The 20,880-nt window shown below is 70.1% G+C and carries 15 protein-coding genes and 1 riboswitch; of the genes, 8 read left to right on the forward strand and 7 right to left on the reverse strand.

Features of this window, described 5'->3' with window-relative positions:
• Positions 1-37: 37 nt before the first annotated feature.
• Together AVL59_RS19760 and AVL59_RS19765 are read right to left on the reverse strand one after the other, a co-directional pair.
• The gene (locus AVL59_RS19760; protein ID WP_237281559.1) at positions 38-916 is read right to left on the reverse strand and encodes an MBL fold metallo-hydrolase; all 879 of its coding nucleotides are present in this window, start codon (positions 914-916) and stop codon (positions 38-40) included.
• Between the two features lie 12 nt (positions 917-928).
• A riboswitch (guanidine-III (ykkC-III) riboswitch) is annotated at positions 929-996 on the reverse strand.
• Between the two features lie 121 nt (positions 997-1,117).
• On the reverse strand, positions 1,118-2,215 hold the full coding sequence (locus AVL59_RS19765) for a PP2C family protein-serine/threonine phosphatase (RefSeq protein WP_237281560.1): 1,098 nt from the start codon (positions 2,213-2,215) through the stop codon (positions 1,118-1,120).
• Positions 2,216-2,656: 441 nt separating this feature from the next.
• Between AVL59_RS19765 and AVL59_RS19770 the strand changes: the two genes are divergently transcribed.
• The 3 genes from AVL59_RS19770 to AVL59_RS19780 all read left to right on the forward strand — a co-directional run bounded on the left by AVL59_RS19770 (position 2,657) and on the right by AVL59_RS19780 (position 7,324).
• A complete protein-coding gene (locus AVL59_RS19770) occupies positions 2,657-3,889 on the forward strand; it encodes an FAD-dependent oxidoreductase (protein ID WP_067306178.1) in 1,233 nt (410 codons plus the stop codon).
• Positions 3,890-3,987: 98 nt separating this feature from the next.
• Positions 3,988-5,634 carry an APC family permease gene (locus AVL59_RS19775; protein WP_067317509.1) on the forward strand — a complete coding sequence of 549 codons (1,647 nt, stop codon included), beginning with the start codon at positions 3,988-3,990 and terminating at the stop codon, positions 5,632-5,634.
• A gap of 367 nt (positions 5,635-6,001) precedes the next feature.
• Positions 6,002-7,324 (forward strand): MFS transporter, encoded by a 1,323-nt coding sequence (locus AVL59_RS19780; RefSeq protein WP_079146804.1) that lies wholly within the window; start codon positions 6,002-6,004, stop codon positions 7,322-7,324.
• 673 nt (positions 7,325-7,997) lie between these two features.
• Here AVL59_RS19780 and AVL59_RS19785 read toward each other — a convergent pair.
• Positions 7,998-9,287 (reverse strand): collagen-like protein, encoded by a 1,290-nt coding sequence (locus tag AVL59_RS19785; RefSeq protein ID WP_067306181.1) that lies wholly within the window; start codon positions 9,285-9,287, stop codon positions 7,998-8,000.
• A 160-nt stretch (positions 9,288-9,447) separates the two neighbouring features.
• Between AVL59_RS19785 and AVL59_RS52230 the strand changes: the two genes are divergently transcribed.
• The 3 genes from AVL59_RS52230 to AVL59_RS19800 all read left to right on the forward strand — a co-directional run bounded on the left by AVL59_RS52230 (position 9,448) and on the right by AVL59_RS19800 (position 13,374).
• Positions 9,448-9,774, forward strand: a complete 327-nt coding sequence (locus AVL59_RS52230) for a hypothetical protein (protein ID WP_067306182.1) — start codon at positions 9,448-9,450, stop codon at positions 9,772-9,774.
• Positions 9,775-10,105: 331 nt separating this feature from the next.
• Entirely contained in the window at positions 10,106-11,554 is a 1,449-nt protein-coding gene (gene argG / locus AVL59_RS19795) for an argininosuccinate synthase (RefSeq protein WP_067306185.1), read from the forward strand.
• A 140-nt stretch (positions 11,555-11,694) separates the two neighbouring features.
• Positions 11,695-13,374: an immunity 49 family protein gene (locus AVL59_RS19800; protein ID WP_067306187.1), complete on the forward strand. Its 1,680-nt coding sequence runs from the start codon at positions 11,695-11,697 to the stop codon at positions 13,372-13,374.
• 152 nt (positions 13,375-13,526) lie between these two features.
• Here AVL59_RS19800 and AVL59_RS19805 read toward each other — a convergent pair whose 3' ends face one another.
• Positions 13,527-15,866 carry a glycosyl hydrolase family 95 catalytic domain-containing protein gene (locus AVL59_RS19805; protein ID WP_208870405.1) on the reverse strand — a complete coding sequence of 780 codons (2,340 nt, stop codon included), beginning with the start codon at positions 15,864-15,866 and terminating at the stop codon, positions 13,527-13,529.
• Positions 15,867-16,145: 279 nt separating this feature from the next.
• Between AVL59_RS19805 and AVL59_RS19810 the strand changes: the two genes are divergently transcribed.
• Positions 16,146-16,697 (forward strand): HD domain-containing protein, encoded by a 552-nt coding sequence (locus AVL59_RS19810; protein WP_067317513.1) that lies wholly within the window; start codon positions 16,146-16,148, stop codon positions 16,695-16,697.
• Positions 16,698-16,784: 87 nt separating this feature from the next.
• Positions 16,785-17,003 (forward strand): hypothetical protein, encoded by a 219-nt coding sequence (locus tag AVL59_RS19815; protein ID WP_067306201.1) that lies wholly within the window; start codon positions 16,785-16,787, stop codon positions 17,001-17,003.
• 35 nt (positions 17,004-17,038) lie between these two features.
• On the opposite strand, the gene AVL59_RS19820 is transcribed toward AVL59_RS19815, so the two are convergent.
• The 3 genes from AVL59_RS19820 to AVL59_RS19830 all read right to left on the reverse strand — a co-directional run bounded on the left by AVL59_RS19820 (position 17,039) and on the right by AVL59_RS19830 (position 20,823).
• The gene (locus AVL59_RS19820) at positions 17,039-18,010 is read right to left on the reverse strand and encodes a phosphotransferase family protein (RefSeq protein ID WP_067306204.1); all 972 of its coding nucleotides are present in this window, start codon (positions 18,008-18,010) and stop codon (positions 17,039-17,041) included.
• A gap of 143 nt (positions 18,011-18,153) precedes the next feature.
• A complete protein-coding gene (locus AVL59_RS19825; RefSeq protein ID WP_067306209.1) occupies positions 18,154-18,813 on the reverse strand; it encodes a DUF5825 family protein in 660 nt (219 codons plus the stop codon).
• A 48-nt stretch (positions 18,814-18,861) separates the two neighbouring features.
• Entirely contained in the window at positions 18,862-20,823 is a 1,962-nt protein-coding gene (locus AVL59_RS19830) for a RiPP maturation radical SAM C-methyltransferase (RefSeq protein WP_067306212.1), read from the reverse strand.
• Between the last annotated feature and the right edge of the window lie 57 nt (positions 20,824-20,880).

Below are 20,880 nucleotides of genomic sequence, written 5' to 3' on the forward strand. Positions count from 1 at the left end.
CTGCCCGAGCGGCCGGGAGGCGGTCCCTCCCGGCCGCTCAGGAGTGCGGGCACAGGACGAAGTCGTCGTAGGCGCGCCGGGTCAGGTCGTCGCCGAGGCCGGTGAGCGCCTCGCGGATCCGGCGGAGGCGGGCGGGCGGCAGCTGGAGCGGGGGCTCGTCGGGCTGGTAGGTGGTGCGGACCGGATAGTCCACGCCCGGTTCGGTCGTCATCTCGATGTGGCAGCCGAGCACATGGGTGACCGGCCGGCTGTCGGCGAACTCGATCAGCCGGTCGATGCTGCGCGCGAAGGCGGGCACGTCCTGGATGTAGAGCCGCCCCGGATAGACGCTGTCACCGGTCAGCAGGAGGCCGGTGGCCGGGTCGTAGTAGGTGACCGCCGCCTCGTGGTGGCCCGGCGTGGCCAGGCACTCCAGCTCCCGGCCGCCCAGATCGACGACGGCGACGGCGTCCGGGTCCGTGTCGAACCCGAAGTACCGCCAGGCGGTGGAAAGGCCGGCGCCGACCACCGTGGTGCCGGGGCGGCCCGCGAACTGGGCGTCGCCCGCGATGTGGTCACCGTGCCCGTGGGTGTGCAGCACGAGCAGTTGGTAGTCCTCCCGGGGATGCCGGGCGAGCCAGTCCGCGAGGAGCCCGTCGACCACGTGGCGCAGCGGGAAGAACTCGGCGGACTCGGTGGCGCCGGTGTCGATGAGCACCGCCCGCTCGTTTCCGCACAGCAGGAACAGGAACGGCGCCTCGTAGTGGACCGCCATGTTCTGCCGCAGGATGAAGGTGTGCTCGTCGTACGCGTGGACCTGGATGTCCGGGTCGGTGTTGTGCTTCGCCGACGGCGAGCCGTGGATCCACCTCACGTCCAGCGGGCGCGCCCGTGGAGGGGCGCCAGTGAAGTCGATCAGCCGCGTACGGGCGTCCACGATGCCTCCGCGCGTGCGTCGTCTTGGCGGGCCGGGTACGGCGCACATCTCGTCCGGGGCAGGCACGTCCGAGCCTCCGACGGGACGCTACCACGCCGTCCTGCGGGTGAGACCGGACGGCGGCCCGCGCCGATCCCCTGGCATCCGGCCGTCACCGGCGAGTCCGGAACACCGCCGTGCGGGCCGTGACACCCGCCGGCGTCAACACGGCTCGGCGCCCTCGCCCGACCCGGCCCGCGGCGGATGCGGCACGGATGGTTCCTCGGCGAGCAGACAGGCCGTGAGCGCCGCGGTGTCGTCCTGCAACTGGTTGTGGCTGTAGGCCAGCAGGTCGTGGTGGAGCTGCTCCAGCAGCTCCCGGGGCGGCAGGGGGCCCCAGGAACGGAGGCGCTGGAGAAGGGGGTAGAAGGAGCCGGAGGAGTCGCGGGTCTCCGTGATGCCGTCCGTGTACAGCAGGATCTGGTCGCCAGGACGGAAGTCGTAGACGTCGACCTGATAGGGGTCGTCGACGAGCATGCCGAGGTTCAACGGAGGGCCCGACCGCCCTCGGTCCAGCTCACGCGCCTCGTCGCGGCGGATGAGGATGGGCGGCGGATGGCCGCAGTTGACGACGCGTACGACATGTCCCTCGGGTGGGATCTCGGCGAAGACGGCGGTCACGAACCGTTCGCCCAGCTCGCTTCCGCCGAGCCGGTCCGCCCTGCGGTCCATGCTCGTCTCCACGCGGTCCGCCAGGGAGGCGAGGTCGGGTTCGTCGTGCGCGGCCTCGCGGAACGCGCCGAGCATGGCGGCGGCGGTCTCGACCGCGAGCAGACCCTTGCCGCGGACATCGCCGATGAGCAGACGGACCCCGTACGAGGTGGGGACGGCCTCGTAGAGGTCGCCGCCGATGCGTGCCTCCGCGGCGGCGGAGAGGTAGAGGCTCTCCAGGAGAAGGTTGCCGATCCGGCGCGGAACCGGTCTGAGCAGGACGCGCTGGGCGATCTCGGCGACGAAGCGCACATCGGCGAGCGTGCGCTCACGGCGGGTCCGATGGGAGGCCAGGACCGTGCCGAGGGCACCCACCAAGGCGGTGCAGATGTAGGAGGCCACGTAGTGGCGGTCCCACAGGTACCCGACGGACCGGCCCGCGCAGCACGGAGTACCGGCCAGCACTCCTTCGAAGAGCACGGCGAACACCGTGGCGCCGGCGACCACCAGGGGCCCGTGCGCGAACGCGGCCACCAGAGGTACGGCGATCAGTGCGAAGCTCACCGGCCAGTCCACCGGCGTAAGGGGTTCGACCGCCAGAAGGGCCATGACGTACAGGATCGGAAGCCATCGCATCCACCCCGGAGGCGCGGACAGCCGAGTCCGTGCGGCCATCTCGGCCTCGGGCTCCCGAACGGCGCGCCCGTTCCTCACCAGTCGCTCCTGCGCGCGGAAGCCGTGGAAGCTGCCAGAGCGGCCCGGAAGACGTGCCCTGCGGGGGCACGGCATGCCCGACGGTTCGGCTTACGCGGCCTTCGCACTGCGGACTCCTGTCACACGACCCCGACAAGAGGTCCAGCCTCCAGCGCCGGGCCTCGGCGCACCGGTGATTGCTCCACCTGGCGGCATGTTCGTCCCGCCCGTTCGTCGCCCCTGCCGCACACGGCGCCTCGCCCCGCGACTTCGGTCCGGAGCCGGTGCGCGGGCGCGGCGTGGAGTATAGTATTCATCGACCGATGAATTAATGGTCTCGTGAAGGGCAGGACTGCCATGGAACGGACCACATGCTGTGTGGTGGGAGGCGGCCCCGCGGGCATGGTGCTCGCCCTGCTGCTGGCCCGGGCCGGAGTCGCGGTGACGGTCCTGGAGAAGCATGCCGACTTCCTGCGTGACTTCCGCGGCGACACCGTCCACCCCTCAACCCTCGCGCTGCTCGACGAATTGGGTCTGGCCGAGCGCTTCGCCCGGCTGCCGCAGCGCCGGGTACGCACCGTCCAGCTGCCCGTCGGAGCCGGCCGCTCACCGGTCACGATCTCCGACCTCACCGTGCTGCGAGGCCCCTACAACTACGTGGCGATGGTGCCCCAGTGGGATCTGCTGGACCTCCTCGTGGACGAGGCCCGGCGCGAACCGTCCTTCGACCTGAGGATGAGCACCGAGGCGACCTCCTTCCTCGTCGAGTCCGGCCGGGTGGCCGGGGTGCGCTACCGCACCGCGGACGGCCGCGCCGGCGAGCTGCGGGCCGTCCTCACCGTCGCCTGCGACGGCCGCGGCTCACTGGCCCGCTCCCGGCCGGAGCTGGGACTGCGCCGCTTCGTCTGCCCGATGGACGCCTGGTGGTTCCGCCTGCCGCGGCACGAGGGCGACCCGCGCGGACTCGTCGGCGGCGCCGGTGACCGCTTCCTGACCGCCATGATCGACCGCGGCGACTACTGGCAGTGCGCCGCGCTCATCCCCAAGGGCACCGACACACGGCGCCGCGCCGCCGGACTCGACCGATTCATGGCCGACTTCGCCGCCGCCGTGCCCTGGATCGCCGACCGAGCGGACGCCCTCGGCTCGTGGGACGAGGTCAAACTCCTCGACGTACGCCTGGACCGGCTCCGCCGCTGGCACCGTCCAGGCCTGCTGTGCATCGGCGACGCCGCGCACGCGATGTCTCCGGTCTTCGGCATCGGGATCAACCTCGCCGTCCAGGACGCCGTGGCCGCCGCCCGCTATCTGGCCGAGCCCCTGCGCCGCGGGACCGTGCGCCCGCACGACGTCCGAGGGGTACAGCGCCGCCGCCGTCCCACCACGGTGGCCACACAGGCGCTTCAACGGCTGGCCCACGCCCGCGTCATCGCTCCCGTCCTGCAAGGCCGGCCCCCGCTCGGCAGCGCGGAGCGGGCCGAGCGCCTCGTGCGCCTGCTCACCGGGTCACGATGGGCGCGCCGCCTGCCCGCGTACTTCATCGGATACGGCGCACTTCGGGAACGCCCGCCCCAAGTGGCCGTTCGTTGACCGAAGAGCCGCGGTTTCGATGCACGGCCCATCCCCGCTCCGGCCCAGCTGGTGGCACGATGGTGGTGAGCATCACCCTGATTGAGGGGACGTGGGACATGGCCGCGTCGCAATCGCCGCCCACCTCGGAATCCCACCGGCCGGGACTGAGGCGGGAGATCGGCTTTGTCGGGCTCATCTGGGCGTCCGAGGGCTCGATCATCGGATCCGGATGGCTGTTCGGCGCTCAAGGCGCCCTGGCCGCTGCGGGACCCGCGGCGATCATCTCCTGGGGCATCGGCGGCCTGGCGATCCTGATTCTCGCGCTGGTACACGCCGAACTGGGCGGCATGTATCCGGTGTCCGGCGGCACCGCCCGCTTCCCGCACTACGCGTTCGGCGGGGCCGCGGGCGCGTCGTTCGGCTGGTTCTCGTGGCTGCAGGCGGCCACGGTGGCGCCCATCGAGGTACTGGCGATGATCACCTACGCCCAGCACTATTCCTGGGCGAGCGGCTGGGAGAAGATCCAGGGCGGCGAACACGTCCTGACCCCACCCGGCATCGCTGTCGCGGCGGGCCTGATGGCTGTCATCACGGCCGTCAACTTCCTCAGCATCCGTCTGCTGGCACGGACCAACAGCGCGGCCACCTGGTGGAAGGTCGGCGTCCCTCTCCTGACGATCTTCGTCTTCGCCGTCGCCCAGTTCCACACCAGCAACTTCACCGCCGCCGACGGATTCGACCCCTACGGCGCCAAGGGCATCCTGTCCGCCGTCTCCACCAGCGGCATCATCTTCGCGCTGCTCGGGTTCGAGCAGGCCGACCAACTCGCCGGTGAGAGCGCCAACCCCAAGAGGGACATCCCGCGGGCGGTGATCGGGTCGATCGTCCTCGGCATCGTGATCTACATCCTCCTCCAGGTGGCCTTCCTCGCGGCACTGCCCGCTTCCCAGATCGGCAGCCACTGGGCCACCTCCGCGTTCAACGCGCTCAGCGGCCCGTTCGCCCAGGTCGCCACCCTCATCAGCCTCGGCTGGCTGGCCACGATCCTTTACCTCGACGCCGTGATCTCTCCCGCCGGTACCGGCCTGATCTACATCACCGGTTCCTCCCGCGTCTCCTATGGCCTCAGCCGAAACGGCTACGTGCCCTCCGTGTTCGAGACCACCAACCGGCGCGGCGTCCCCTGGGCGGGCCTCATCACCGCCTTCGTGATCGGCTGCGTCTGCTTCCTGCCCTTCCCCAGCTGGCGCTCCCTCGTCGGGCTGATCACCAGCGCCAGCGTGCTCATGTACGCCGGAGCGCCGCTCTCCTTCGGTGTGTTCCGCAACCGGCTGCCGGACGCACATCGCCCCTACCGGCTCCCCGGAGGCAGCTGGATGTCTCCGCTGGCCTTCGTCGTGGCCAATCTGCTGATCCTGTGGTCGGGGTGGACCACCGACTGGAAGCTCGGCGTCGCCATCCTCATCGGCTACGTCATCCTGGTGGCGAACCGGCTGTTCAAGATGAACCCGATCACTCCGCAACTCGACCTGCGCGCCGCCCAGTGGCTGCCCGTCTACCTGATCGGCATGGGCCTGATCGTCTACCTCAGTGACTTCGGACCCCTCAGGCACCCGTGGTTCCCGCTGTGGTGGGACATCGGCGTCACCGCGGCCTTCAGCCTCGCCATCTACTACTGGGCCCTCGCCGTCGCCCTGCCGACCGAGAAGATCCAATCGCTGATCGACCAGGTCGTCGTCCCCGAGGAGGGGGACATCCACTGACCGCCCCGGTCGGTTCTCCGGTCCGACTGCCGTGTGCGACGCGTGGCGCGCTGGGACTCGGTGCCGGACGCGGCCGCGGTGGATCTCCCTGATCCGGACGCCCATCGCGGTGCCGTGGTCGAAGTGGGCCGAGGGCCTGAGCACTTCTCCCCGGCGACCTTCACGTGTATTCCAACGCCGCACGCCACAGGAATCGTTCCCGCCTCTGCTGTGATTCTTCCCTTGCCGGCCGAACCTGTTCCGAACCTCCCTCACCAACCCATACTCCCTGGTCGGCGGTGGTGACGGCGCATATCAGGCTCAGGACGAGCCTACGCGGTGGAGCACCACTCGCCTGTCCTGACAATCGGCCGTCAGACATGGGGGAATGGTGTTACCAGGTGTACCGAACCGCGCGCCCGAAGAACCGTCCGCGGAAGGCGCGAAAGGCAGCGAATCCTGGCTCGTCGCTCGCGGCATTCTCCTCCGACCGGGCCCGAGGCGGACGCTCGCGACCGCGAGCTTCGTCAACATGCTCGGCAGCGGGGTGTTCATGCTCAGCGCCGCTGTCTTCTTCACCCGCTCCGTGGGACTCTCGGTCGCGCAAGTCGGCCTGGGCCTTGGCGTGGGCGCCGTGGTGGGGCTGCTCTCCGGCGTTCCCGTCGGGCGGATCGCCGACCGGCGCGGCCCGCGCGAGGTCTACATGCTGACGCTGGCCGTTCAGGCCGTCGCGATGGCCGGGATGGTCCTCCTCCACTCGTTCTGGCTCTTCACACTGGTGGTCTGCCTCACCGAACTCGCGAGCTCCGCCAGCCAGGCGGCGCGCGGACCCATCGTGCGCGGCTTCTCCGGCCCTCGCCCGGCCCGTTTCCGCGCCTATCTGCGCGCCGCCGTCAACCTGGCCTCCAGCATCGGTGCCCTGCTGGCCGCGCTAGTCGTCCAACTGGACACCCGTGCCGCATACGTCTGCCTCGTCCTGGGAAACGCTCTGAGCTTCGCGGCAACGGCCTACGTCGTCAGCCGACTGCCGTCCCTGCCGCCCGTCCCGGCTCCCCGAGGCGGCGGACGCTGGTCGGCGTTGAAGGACCACCGCTACATGGTGATCACCGCTCTTGACGGCTTGATGTCGATCCACGGCTCCGTCCTGGTTTTCGCCCTGCCGCTGTGGATCGTCGGCCATACCCATGCCCCTCGCTGGTTCGCCGGATCCAGCGTCCTCCTGAACACCGTCATGGTGATCTTCCTTCAGGTGAGGACCAGCCGGGGCATCGATACCAACGTCGCCGCCGCACACGCCTGGCGCCGTGCGGGCGGCGCCTTCCTGATCGGGATGACGCTCATCGGCCTCGCCTCCGGCGCGCCCGCTTGGGGCGCCGTCCCGCTGATCCTTCTCGGAGTGGGCGTGCACACCCTGGGTGAACTCCTCTACGCGGCCGGTTCGTTCGAGTTGCGCTACAGCCTCGCCCCCGCGCACGCGCAGGGCCAGTACTCGGGTGTCTTCCGCTTCGGCGGTGGGCTGGCGAGCGTTGTCGCACCGTCCGTACTGGCGTGGCTCTGCCTCGACAGCGGCAAGCTGGGCTGGCTGCTGATGGGCGGGATCTTCCTGAGCGTGGGATTCGTGGCGCCGCCAGTGGTCCGCTGGGCAGAGCGATCCCGCGAGAAGGAAGCAGTGAACGCCGTGCCGTCGGAGACTGCTTCTCGCAGCACCTGATCCGGCCCGATCCACCTCGATCCGGTTCGTGCCGGCTCGTGCAGGCCGGGATGGTCCACAGCCTCGGCCTGCACGAGGTCGGGGCGGAGCCCATCCGGCGGGCGGACGCGGTGCATCCGATCGCGGCACCGCGGAGTGAACCGCTGTACAGCCGGCGCGGCGGCAGCATCCGGAGGGTCGTCCGGCCGTCCTGACCGTTCACCTGGCCGCCGAGCTCGTCGACGTTCTGCCGGGCCGGAGTTTCGACGCAGCGTCGGCCTGCGACACGAACTGCTTTTCCAGAAGCTCCCGCTGCTCGACAGGAGCGGCCAGTATGTTGATCTGACTGCGCCGTGAACCCGTCCTGACCCAATCCCTCGCGACCATCCGGGTCAACTGGCCTCCCGCGCTACACCATCCGGTGGCTTATAGCCGTCGCAGCGTTATTCATGTAAGCCGACTTCCCATTCATTCCACTATCCAGTTCTTGGTGCTGACCAACCGTCACAAAGCCCTGAACCAAGTCGAGGAGAGTGGAGTAAATGAAGACATCGCCGCGATGGCGATCTGCTCTGGCGCCGACGGCCATCGCTGTCGCGCTCGCCGCAGCGCCGCTGGCGACCGGGGGGATGGCCTACGCTCAGGACCGCACACCTCCGCACCCGCCGTACCCGGGCATGCCCGCCTACCCGCCTCACCCGTCGAAGCCCGAACACCCGCAGAAGGCCTCGTATCCGGAGAAGCCGGCCTTTCCGGCGAAGCCTGAGCATCCGGTGAAGCCGATGTATCCGGTGAAGCCTGAGCATCCGGTGAAGCCGGTGTATCCGATGAAGCCCGAGCATCCGGTGAAGCCGGTGTATCCGGAGCGGCCGGTGTATCCGGCGAAGCCTGAGCGTCCGGTGAAGCCGATGTATCCGGTGAAGCCTGAGCATCCGGTGAAGCCGATGTATCCGGAGAAGCCCGCGTATCCGGCCAAGCCGGTCAAGCCGATGCTTCCGGAGAAGCCTGCGTATCCGGCCAAGCCGGTCAAGCCGATGCTTCCGGAGAAGCCCGCGTATCCGGCCAAGCCGGTCAAGCCGATGCTTCCGGAGAAGCCCGCGTATCCGGCCAAGCCGATGAAGCCGATGCTTCCGGAGAAGCCTGCGTATCCGGCCAAGCCGGTCAAGCCGATGCTTCCGGAGAAGCCTGCGTATCCGGCCAAGCCGGTCAAGCCGATGCTTCCGGAGAAGCCTGCGTATCCGGCCAAGCCGGAGAAGCCGATGCTTCCGGAGAAGCCTGCGTATCCGGCCAAGCCGGTCAAGCCGATGCTTCCGGAGAAGCCTGCGTATCCGGCCAAGCCGGAGAAGCCGATGCTTCCGGAGAAGCCCGCGTACCCGGTGAAGCCGATGTTGCCGGAGAAGCCTGCGTATCCGGCCAAGCCGATGAAGCCGATGCTTCCGGAGAGGCCTGCGTATCCGGCCAAGCCTGTGATGCCGGTGAAGCCGATGATGCCGGAGAAGCCCGCGTACCCGGTGAAGCCGATGATGCCGGAGAAGCCCGCGTACCCGGTGAAGCCGATGATGCCGGAGAAGCCCGCGTACCCGGTGAAGCCGATGATGCCGGAGAAGCCCGCGTACCCGGTGAAGCCGATGATGCCGGAGAAGCCCGCGTACCCGGTGAAGCCGATGATGCCGGAGAAGCCCGCGTACCCGGTGAAGCCGATGATGCCGGAGAAGCCCGCGTACCCGGTGAAGCCGATGATGCCGGAGAAGCCCGCGTACCCGGTGAAGCCGATGATGCCGGAGAAGCCCGCGTACCCGGTGAAGCCGATGATGCCGGAGAAGCCGGCGCATCCGGTGAAGCCGATGATGCCGGAGAAGCCCGCGCATCCGGTGAAGCCGATGATGCCGGAGAAGCCGGCGCATCCGGTGAAGCCGATGATGCCGGAGAAGCCCGCGCATCCGGTGAAGCCGATGATGCCGGAGAAGCCCGCGCATCCGGTCAAGCCGATGATGCCGGAGAAGCCGGAGAGGCCCGTCCCCCCGATGCACCCGAAACGACCGGACCATCCGCGCCACGAGGAGACGGAACGCGAGGGAGGAGAGGACTGACCCGCACGAGCGAACACGGGTGACAACGACAAGGAGAAGCTGATCCCGGGTGGCGTGGCCGTCGGCGGTCCCGTCGAGAACTTGGGCGACGGCCCGGTGCGGCCCCTGCACCGCACGGTCAGCGGCCCGATACCGGGCGCACTCTCCTCCGGCCCGGCGGCTCCCGCCGGGCCGGGCGCCCGGGACCAGCACACCGACCGGCATCCGGGGACGCCGAGGTCGGTACACACCGACGCTGCTGTCGCCGCGTTGCGTGACTCGCGTCTGTGCGACGACGACGCCGAGTGGCGCAACGCGGCGGCGGCGCGCGGGGGAGTCCCGGCGACCGAAACCCGCGACTTGGTCCACCGGCCGCGCCTCGCGGCCGCACCGCACGGCTGATCCGAGCCGGCCCGCTGCCACGCCGCATCGGTCCGGCGCCGGCCGGCCGCACTCCGCTGATCTCGCCGGCACAGCGCTCTGCTGCCGCTCCTACGTCACGCCCGCACCCGAGCCGATGGCGCACGTTCGCCGTGATCGAGCCGCTGAGGGGCAGGCTGGTGTCCGCTCATGTCCCCATCGTGCTCATGGCTGCCGGTACGGGAGCGGATCAGACTTCCGGCAAGCCGAATGCCTCAGGGGCGCACACCGCCCGGGCGCCCTCTCGCTGGCGGCCCGCTTTCTTCGAACCAGCGCCTTTGCATAAAGATGCGCGGCGTGGCATAGTCTTCCCATGTCCAAGGTCCTCACCTCCCTCCCCGTCGGCGAGCGCATCGGCATCGCGTTCTCGGGCGGCCTCGACACGTCCGTCGCGGTCGCGTGGATGCGCGACAAGGGCGCCGTCCCGTGCACGTACACCGCCGACATCGGCCAGTACGACGAGCCCGACATCGACTCGGTGCCCGGCCGTGCGAAGACCTACGGCGCCGAGGTCGCCCGTCTGGTCGACTGCCGCGAGGCACTGGTCGAGGAGGGGCTCGCCGCGCTCGCCTGCGGGGCCTTCCACATCCGCTCGGGCGGGCGCCCCTACTTCAACACCACGCCCCTCGGCCGCGCCGTCACCGGCACCCTCCTGGTGCGGGCGATGCTCGAGGACGACGTACAGATCTGGGGCGACGGCTCCACCTTCAAGGGCAACGACATCGAGCGGTTCTATCGGTACGGCCTGCTCGCCAACCCGCACCTGCGGATCTACAAGCCCTGGCTGGACGCGGACTTCGTGACCGAACTCGGCGGCCGCAAGGAAATGTCGGAGTGGCTGCTCGCCCACAATCTGCCCTACCGCGACAGCACGGAGAAGGCGTACTCCACCGACGCCAACATCTGGGGCGCCACGCACGAGGCGAAGACCCTGGAACACCTGGACACCGGCCTTGAGACCGTCGAGCCGATCATGGGCGTGCGGTTCTGGGACCCGGACGTCGAGATCCTCACCGAGGACGTGACGATCGGCTTCGAGCAGGGCCGCCCGGTGACGATCAACGGCAAGGAGTTCCCCTCCGCCGTCGACCTGGTGATGGAGGCGAACGCCATCGGCGGCCGCCACGGCCTGGGCATGTCCGACCAGATCGAGAACCGGATCATCGAGGCCAAGAGCCGCGGTATCTACGAGGCGCCGGGCATGGCCCTGCTGCACACGGCCTACGAGCGCCTGGTCAACGCGATCCACAACGAGGACACCGTCGCCCAGTACCACAACGAGGGACGGCGCCTCGGCCGGCTGCTCTACGAGGGCCGCTGGCTGGACCCGCAGGCGCTGATGGTGCGCGAGTCGCTGCAGCGCTGGGTCGGAGCGGCGATCACCGGTGAGGTCACGCTGCGGCTGCGGCGCGGCGAGGACTACTCGATCCTCGACACCACGGGCCCCGCGTTCAGCTACCACCCGGACAAGCTGTCCATGGAGCGGACCGAGGACTCGGCGTTCGGCCCGTCCGACCGGATCGGCCAGCTGACCATGCGCAACCTCGACATCGCCGACTCCCGCGCGCGACTCGAGCAGTACGCGGTTCTGGGCATGGTCGGCGCCGATCACCCGACGCTGATCGGGGCCGCGCAGGCCGCCTCGACCGGTCTGATCGGTGCGATGGACGGCGGCGGCGCCGAGGCGATCGCCTCGCGCGGAGAGGCCGCGGACGAGGAGACGATGCTGGACCGCGCCGCGATGGAGTCCGGCACGGACTGAGACCGGTCAGCGGTCCTCCGCACCCGGGCAGGGGCCCCGGCGGTCGTGTACCGCCGGGGCCCCTGCCGTCGCCGATCCGCGACCGCGAGCCCCGACCTCGGTGTCACGACGGCGCGTGCACGCCTCGTAGAGTCACGGGGATGACATCACACGACACTCCCGACTCCGGCCTGCCGATGCTGACTTCCGCGCAGGCCTCGCATCTGCGCGCACTCGCAGCCCCGTACGCCCAGGACGGGCACCACCACTCCCTGCACGATCTCGCGCACATGTGCCGCAAGGTGCCCGAGGAACAATGGCCCGGCCTGGTCGCCGCGCACTTCGCCCGCCTGCGACAGGCGAGCAAGGGTGGCGAGAGCGCGGAGGAACTGCTGCGGGATGTCCATGCCCGGCTGCTGCCCGTCGAGTCGCTCACCCCCGAACTCGCCAACGCCCTGCGCTACGCGCGCGTGGTGGCCGACGGACTCGTCTTCGCCTACGCCCTCGACGCGCCCACCAGCGTGCGGATCCTCACCGACGACGACGTGGAGCGCGCCGGGATCGAGGAGCTGGGGCGGGCCGCCTACGCGAACCTGATGCGCGTACCCGTGCAGCACGACGAAGTGGTCGTCGAGGAGGGGGCGATGCTGCACTCCCTGTACGGAGACTCCCCGTTCGTCGCGGGCAAGGCGCTGTTCCTGTCCGAAGCGGCCCGGCAGGCCGTCGGCGAGCCGCTCCCGGACGCCGGTGCCCTCGTCGTCGTGCCGACGCGGCACAATCTCGTGTACCACCCGATCGCCGACGGCTCCGTCGTGGACGCCCTCAACAGCCTCGCCGCATACGCGTTGGGCGCACACGAGGACGGGCCGGGCGCGCTGTCACCCCGGGTCTACTGGTGGCACCGGGGCGGCCTGACCTCGCTCACGGTCATCGACCACGACACCCGCACCTTCTCCCTGCGGCCGCCGCCGCTGCTGCTCGGCCTGATGAAGGGCCTGGTCCGCCTCGACCGCGCCGGCCGGCTCGCGACGAGCACCGTGGCCACGGCGCCCGACCTCGCCGAACTCGCCCACGCCACCGCCGAGTCGATAGCACACCTCGGCCAGGACCCGACGGGCCTGGGCGACGCCTTCGCCTCCGCCCTCGCACTCGCGCACGCCCGCTGCGCCACCGACCCGAAAGCGGCGCACGTCGGCACGTGGGACGCATGGGCCACCGCGGTCCAACTCGGTTCCGCCTTGTTCACCGGAGCCCAGCCGCAGGAGTGTCATCTGGGCGAGGGTTTCGTCCGGCAGTTGCCCGCCACGCCCGCCGAGCCTCCCGCGGACGCCCGCGCCTGGCTCGATGCCCTCTACCTCGCGGCCGTGTGCCGCCAGAAGGACCGGATCGGCCGGCTGTGCGAGGTGCCGCTGGAGACGCTGCGACAGGACGACTCCGTCGACGAGTACGTCCTGCACTGGATCGACACCCTGCAGACCTACTTCTCCGGCCGGTCCATGGACGACGTCGTGGAGAAGCTGCTCGCCACCATGGAGAGCTCCATGCCCGACGCTCTGACCCACGCGCCGAAAGACTTCGTGAACCGGATCGACTACCAGCCGATCGCGCTCTTCCACCGCCTCATCGCGCGCGACCACGACACCTTCGCCAAGACACTGGCGGAAGCCCTCGCGGAGCACGCCGGTTACTGGGGCGAATCGCCCGCCCCGCGCGCCCGGGTGGCACTCGGACCACTCGCGATGGCGAGCCTCGCCTACGACTACGAGTTCCCCGTCGACACGACGCAGCCGTATCTGCCCATGTATCTGCTCAACCGCGAGCGGATCGAGGTGATCCCCTGACGAGGAACGGCCCGCGTCCGTCTGTCCGCTCCGTGCCGCCGTCCTTCTCCCTCCCCGGCGATCAGGGCTGTGCGCCGCGGAGGGAGAACGGCGGATCGATCAGCGAGGGCAGGTGGTGACGCCTGGGCGCCAGGGGCAGGAGGCGGCGGCCGTCACCGGGGCAGGCCCCAGGCCGGGCCCGGCTCGCTGAGGGTGACGGGGGCGATGACGAGATCGGGCCGGGAGCCGGAGTGGACCAGTACTTCGCGGCCTCGGGGCAGATCGATGGCGAGGGTGCCGTCGCCCAGGTCCTCGGTGTGGGCGGGGGTGTCGTCGTCCAACAGGGCGGTGAGGGTCCCGCCGAGCCCGTGCCGGAGCCTGAGAGGCTCGCCCGCCAGGCTCCTGATCCGGACGAAGCGGGTCGCCCCCGCCTTTCTGACGGCACTGACCAGAAAGGCGCCCTGGGTTCGGAAGTTGTGCAGGGTGACATCCGCCCAGGCGGACGGGACGGCCGGGAAGACGCGGATCACGCCGCCCCAGTTCTGGCAGAACATGTCGTGCAGGGACTGCGAGGCGGACAAGGGCGTCTCGATGACCGGACCGGCCTCGGTGTAGTGGGTGTTGGCGCGGCAGGGGAAGCGGGTGGTGGGGTCGAAGAACTTGCGCAGATAGGTGATCGCGGTGTCACCGTCGCCGGTCATCGCGTACATCGAGGCGGCTCCGGTGTAGCTGTAGCCCCGGTGGGCTCCGGTCAGCGCGTGCCAGCGGGCCACCGACTTCGCGATCAGGTCGCGGCTCTCGGGCTGGTCCCAGTTGACGAGGTACAGCGGGTACACCATCAGCAGGTGCGAGTAGTGCCGGTGGGACTGCGCGTACGGGGTGTCTGCGCCGATCATGAAGCCGTTCTCGTCGACCGGGTACGGCGTGAGCCTGGCCAGCACCTCCTGCCAGCGCGGAATCAACTCGTCGTCGATGCCCAGCAGTCGGGCCGACTCGATGAGTGTCCGGCAGCCCCAGCGGATCAGCGCCAGATCGTAGTTGGTGTCCTGCGGCGGCACGACGGGGTATTCCGGTGACAGCGTGCTCGGCAGGTGGAGCTTGCCGTCGCTTCCCGGAGTCAGGAAGTGCAGGTAGTAGTTGATCGCCCGGCGGAGCACCGGGAAGATCGTGTCGCGCAGCAGAGCCTCGTCCATGGAGTGCCGGTAGGACAGCCACACGTTGTGCAGCGCCCAGGTGAGGTCACCGGTCTCGGCGCCGGTGCCCGGCCGGCCCACCCCGCGGTCGGCGAACATGTCGGAGCTGCGGCCGATGCCGGAGCTGTCCGCGCGGTAGGCCTCGGGCACGTTGGCGGTGAGCTGCTCCTGGTTCTGCCGAAGGGTGGTGGCGAGCGCGTCGAGCTCCGGGTGGTTGAAGCCATGGATGAGCCAGTACTCCAGCTGGACGTTGAGGTTCCACCAGACCGCGGGCCAGGGCGTGGGCTCCAGCCACGGCCCGGAGGTGGCCATGACGGGGCCGCCCGCGCGGCTGGCGGAGGCGACCTTGTAGAGCTGGATCCAGTGGAAACTCTGCAACCGCTGGTCGGGGAACGAGACGAAGCTCTTCCGGTAGAAGCCGTGCCACCAGCGGATGTGCCGTCGCCGGAGGGTCCCGTACGACGTCGCGTGCCGGAGGTTGCGCAGGGAGGCGGCCTCGGCGGCGGTGTCCGAAGGGAAGCTGTGTCCGACGCCGAGCAGCAGATCATCGCCGGTGCGGCGGTACGCGGTGGCGGTCTGGCCGCCGCCGGTGAGGGGCTGGAGCACCTGCTCGGTGCCGTCTGCGGCGGTCTTCGTGGTCCAGGGCGGGTTGGCGGTGTAGCCGGAGGGCGGGGCCTCGCTGATCCGCCGGGGGCTGACGGCGTCCTCGGGACGGAACGTCCAGACGACCCGTTCGGCGCCGCCGGCCCTGGCGCGGACGGCCAGGACCTCGTCGTGGATGAGGGCGGAGAGGGTGAGCGTGCCCGCGGTGGTGGTGACGGTGCCGGCGAGTTCGGCGTTCCACAGGCTCAGCCGCCAGTCGACGGCGGTGATGGTGCCGACCGGTTCGAGCGTGAGATGCCCGACCGGCAGACGGCAGGTGCCCCAACCGCTGCCGAACTCGGGACGGTGGTCCTGGACGCGGCCGTGCTGGACGGTGAAGCGGATCTGGTGGGCGCCCGGCTCCTGGTAGATCATGCTGCCCAGTAACCCGTCGCCGAGGAAGGGACCCTCGTGCCAGAGGGCGGGCAGTCTGGCCCACCGCAGGTCCTGGCCGCGCAGGAACCGCTCCCAGGCGCCGTCGCCGGTCATGGTGTCCCGGAGCCTCCAGGGGTGTCTGCCGCCCTCGGCCGCCGGACCGGCACCGTCTGACGGCAACGCCTGCGCGCTCTGTTCGGCATGCGCCGTCCCGGACAACGCCGCCGCTGCCGCTCCGCCCAGCGCGGTGCCGAGCACGACTCTGCGAGGCATCGGCGAGCGCTTCCCCGGCTGTGAGGTCATCATCGTCCTCCAGAGTTGACGGATCATCATTCATACATCGGGTGTATCGGGGAACCTAGGCATGCTTGATGGACCTGTCAACGACTCGCGAGAGAAGGAAATCAGGCTGTGGAAAGGCGACTTACTGGCAGAGTCCGCGCCAAGCGCACGCATCGAAGCCCCGCCGAGCTCTCTTACTCATCCGATGTATATTGGGTTCGATCGAAGGGGAGCGGGTGCCAGGGAAAGACGACACCTCGCTGTTACCTGCCGTATCCCCGATTGCTGCAGCGTGGCGGCATGACGTACGACCGCATTCCCTCCGTGGACGAGCTGATGGCACTGCTGGCCGACTGCGCCGACGCCTGGGACCGCCCGGACCGCTCCGGTGACCCGGTGGCCATCCTCGACCATGGCCTCCAGGTCGCCTCGGTGCTGGCCGAGCGCAACCCGCAGGACGAGGAACTGCAGGTGGCCGGGCTCGTCCACGACATCGGCCACTACCTCGTACCCGGTGACGAGGAGGGCCACGGTACGCACGCCGCGCGGGCGGTGGAGGACTTGCTGGGCCCGCGGGTCGCCCGCCTGGTCGCCCTGCACATCCCGGCCAAGCGCTATCTCGCCACCGCCGATCCGGACCTCGTGCTGTCGCCGGAGAGTGCCCGCACGCTCGGATGCCAGGGCGGCCCCCTGACGCGGCAGGAGGCGGCGGCCTTCGAGGCCGACCCCGACTTCGCGGCGGCGGTCGCACTGCGCCGCGCCGACGACGCGGGCAAGGTGGTGGGCCTGCGGGTGGAGGGTCTGGAGTCCTGGCGGCCCGTCGTGGAGCGCGTGGCTGCTGCCGCCCGCTGAGACGACCGAGTTGGGACATCTGACCGAAAGCCTCTCCGGCTCCTGGGACCGTACCCGAGCGGCCCGCGACTCCCTCGTGGAACCGGCGTGAGCCACTCGGACCCCGAGGCGTTCGCCGCTAGGTACCGCCAGGTGAAGGAGGAACTCCGGATTCCCGACACCTGCTACGCCCATGACATCGCGGCCCGGCTGTCCGTCGATCCCGGCGCGTTCGGAGCGAGTGCCCGAGTCGGGGGTTCCGGAGTCCTCGCGCTCACCGCGTGCGGCCGCGAGCACGGCCACCCCGCGGGAGCACTCGGAATCTGACGTCGCCGGTCACGCGGGGGCACTGCCGCCGTCCGTCACCACAGTGTTTCCAGCGTCTTGCGCAGGTTGTACTCGGCGATGCCCGCCATGTCCGCCCGGTCGGGGAAGTCCCCGTCGAGCAGTCGCAGTGGTCCGGCAGTCAGTGAGAGCCGCTGTGCCAGCAGGTAGAGAGCGAGCCGGTCCTCGTCCAGTCCGTCCACCGCCAGCGCCCGGTAGGCATCGCCCAGGCGGATCTGCAGGAAGACGTGCTCCCACTCGACGTCGAAGTACATCGACCCCTCGATGTCGATCGCCACGGGGTTCCCCTCCGCGTCCACCAGCACATGGTCGGGACCGAGTTCACCGTGCACGACCGCATACCGCGCGCGCGGCCGCACCGCCGCCGCCAGGCTGCGCAACCGCTCCTCCAGGCGCACGCGGACTCCGGCGATCCGCGGATCACGCGACGCGGCCTCGGCGAGGTCCCGCAGCGCACGTTCGAGGACCACTTGCTCGCACGACGTCCCGCGTGACGTTCCTCCCGCGTCGACCACGGCCACCTTGCCGTACCCGGACGCCCGGTGGCGCCGCATCGCCTCCAGAGCGTCCCCGAGCCGGCGCAGGACCGGGGCGGCCGCGCGTGGGTCGCGCGCGAGGAGTCGCTCCAGACTCTCGCCCGGGATGTCCTCGACGACCGCGAGATCCGACGGGTAGTGGACGCCGTCGCGGTCGACGAGACGGATCGCCGGGACGCGGACGCCGAGTGCGTGCAGCCGCGTGTGGGCGGCCTCGAACAGACCGAGTCCGAGGCCGGGCGAGAACGGGTCGGTGAGGTCGTCGTCGCCCTCGGCCGCCGGCCAGTAGTTCTCGGTGTTGTCCCATACGTACGCGATCGCCGTCGTCGCGTCGTCCATCACCAGGCGGTACACGCCCTTCCTACTGCCGCCCGCGACCGGCTCGACCGCGTCCAGCCGCCGCCCGCCGCCCAGCGCGGCCCGTGCGGCGCCCGCCAACCGGTCCCGCGTCACTGCCCTGGGTGCCACGTTCCGAACCGCCTCTCCGTCAGGACAACTCGCGCACCCTACGGGACCATCGTCGCGGAGACGATCAGTTTGTTCCGCGCCGGGTCCGGGGCTGTGCCGCCCGGGTCGCTCCGCGCAGACGGCACGGCCTACACGGCCATCGCCTCCTGGAGCCAGCGGGAGACGTGGTAAGGCAGCCACCAGGCGAGCTCGTCCGCTCGCAGGACCAGGTGTTCGGCGGTGAGCTCTTCCAGGATGTCGGGGGCGATGTCCGCTTGGTGCACGCCTCGGTCGAGTCGGGCGATGGCGGCCGGGTAGCGGGGGTCGTCGGCGGTGAACCGGCGTAGATCGCCCCAGCGCCGGTCGCGGATCTGCAGAAAGCCCGGCCCCCGACGCCATATCAGTTTGCAGAGGTAGTGACGGGTTCGCCAGGCGTGCAGAGCGGTGTCGGCGTCGGCGAGGCCGTGGACGGTGCGTGGCGGATGGAGGTGGGACAGCACCTTCCAGAGGTGGTCGGCGCGGTCCGGGGGCAGGCGCAGATCCCAGTCGACCTGGACGGCGCGGGCCGTCAGGTCGCGGATCAGGCAGAGCCGGTCGACCGCCGCGCGGGCGGCGGCCTGCCCGGGCGTGGCGAGGTCCACGGGGCTGTCGAGTTCGGCGCGTCGCGCGCCCATGGCCCACAGCCGTTCGGCGTCGCCGGGCTCAGCGGTGAGCGGGACGCGGCCCAGGGACATGCCCGGCAGCGTCCGGGCCTGAGCGTCGTGGTCGCGCCAGGCCTGGACGGCCGGGCTCGGAGTGCTCGGTGGCATGGTCGGTCCTTGTCGGTGGCCGGAGTCGGATCGGCGAGGAAGGCGGGGTCAGGGGAGTGCGGGAGCCGATGCGGCGGGCGTCGCGGTGACGGGTGCGCCGGCCGGTTCGGCCGTGGGGCGGGTGTGCACATGGCTCATGTAGTCCAGGCGCAGGAAGTCCTGGTTGACGGAGGCAGGTGCGATGTGGACGTACTGGCCCGCGTCCGTGAAGGTCACGCCGAGGTCCGTCCAGTCGTTCAGAAGGCCTCGCACGTCCTCGGGAGCGCGTTCGGCGAAGGCGGGGACGGAGGTCGCCTTGCGGTGCAGGGCCGCGGGGGAGTGCGGCTGGTCCAGGAGCCGGAAGACCGCGACGGCGAACGGGTCGGTCAGGCGCAGGGTCTGCCAGTCGAAGGAGGGCCTCCGGCTGACCAGGACGATCTCGTCCCCCAGGTCGGTGTGGGTGAGCCTGGCGTCGGTGTGGTGCTTCTTCCATGTGGCGATGGCGTCGTTCAGCCGGGTCACCGTGTCCTTCTCGATGCCGCGTTCGGGGGCCTGGAAGACGTAGGCCAGGTCGTGGAGTTCCGCCTCGGGCAGGTCGTAGGTGAAGGTGTAGTGCTCCTCCGGGCGCAGCCCGGTGAAGCCCAGTTCGGGCCGCTTGAAGTAGGGGCTGAAGCGCTCGATGGCGATCCGGGCGGACAGGTCGACCGGCGGGTTCAGGTGTTCCAGCGCGGGCAGTTGGCGGATCACGGGGTCGTAGTCCTCGGCGGTCTCACCGGGGAAGCCGTGCAGATAGTTCCAGGACACGGACAGTCCCGTCTCGGCCGCGTCCCGGAGCATGCGCACGTTCTGGCAGCCGCTGACTCCCTTGTCCATGAGGTCGAGCACCCTGCTGTTGAGGCTCTCGATGCCCGGCTGTACGTAGATGAGTCCGGCGTCGGCGAGGACCTGCAGCTGCGGGCGGCGCATGTTCGCCTTGATCTCGATGTGCATGCGCAGGTCGTAACCGCTGTCGATGATGCGGGGCAGCACGCTGGACAGGTACCGCATGTCGAGGATGTTGTCGACGACGTACATGTCGAGGACGCGATGGCGCTCCGCCAGGTCCATGATCTCCTGGTAGAAGGTGTCGGGGCTCTTGCTGCGGAACTGCATGAACGAGCCGTTCAGACCGCAGAACGTGCAGTGGTGCTTCTCGCCCCACCAGCAGCCGCGCGCGCCCTCGACGACCAGTTTCGGCTCCACCCAGTTACGGGCGACCGACTCGGCGAGGCGTTCGAAGTAGCCGCTGTAGTCGGGAGGCAGGATCGCCGCCGGGGGCAGGGGACCGGTGGGCATCGGGTTGGCGGTCGACGCCGTGCCGCCGTCACCGCGGTGGCACAGGCCCGGAATGTCGGCCAGCACGGCCGCCCCCGATCCGTCCCGCAGCGCTTCGAGCAGCCGCGGGAAGGCGTCCTCACCCTCACCGCGTACGACGAAATCGACGAACGGGAAGTTGCGGTGCACGGCCGCGCCCTGTTCGGCGTCGCAGTTGGCGCCGCCCATGACCGTCACGATGTGCGGGGCGAGCCGCTTGATGTGCCGGGCCGCGGCCAGGGCGGCGGTGTTCTGCTGGAACGTGGACGTCAGCCCCACGACATCGGGCGCGAGCTCGGCCACCCGCCGCGCGACCTCCGTCACGAACTCGGGCACGATCTCGTGCAGTTGGCGTGTCATACGCATCCGTGCCGAGCGCAGCTTGCCGGTCATCATCTCGGTGAACTCGGCGTCCTTCCAGGCCGGATCGTCGTACAGGGCACTGGAGAAGACCCAGTCGCCGCAGCCGAGGAAGTAGGACGACAGCGCGTAGTACTCGTAGTCCTCGGCGGCGAACTCGGTGCGCCGGGTGATCCAGTCGGTGAATTCCAGGTTGGCGTGCAGCACCTCGCACGTCGCGCCCGCAACGCGCTCGTCGACACTGCGTTTGAGGATGCCCAGGGCCAAGGAGGGCAGGTCGATGGGCGACCAGGGCATGTTGAGCAGGAGAACGCGCACGGTCGGCTCCTTGAGGGACGGCGCAGGCAGAAGGGCGGGAGGAACGGGGAGCCCGGC

The sequence above is a fragment of the Streptomyces griseochromogenes genome (assembly GCF_001542625.1).
GTDB classification, from domain to species: Bacteria; Actinomycetota; Actinomycetes; order Streptomycetales; family Streptomycetaceae; genus Streptomyces; species Streptomyces griseochromogenes.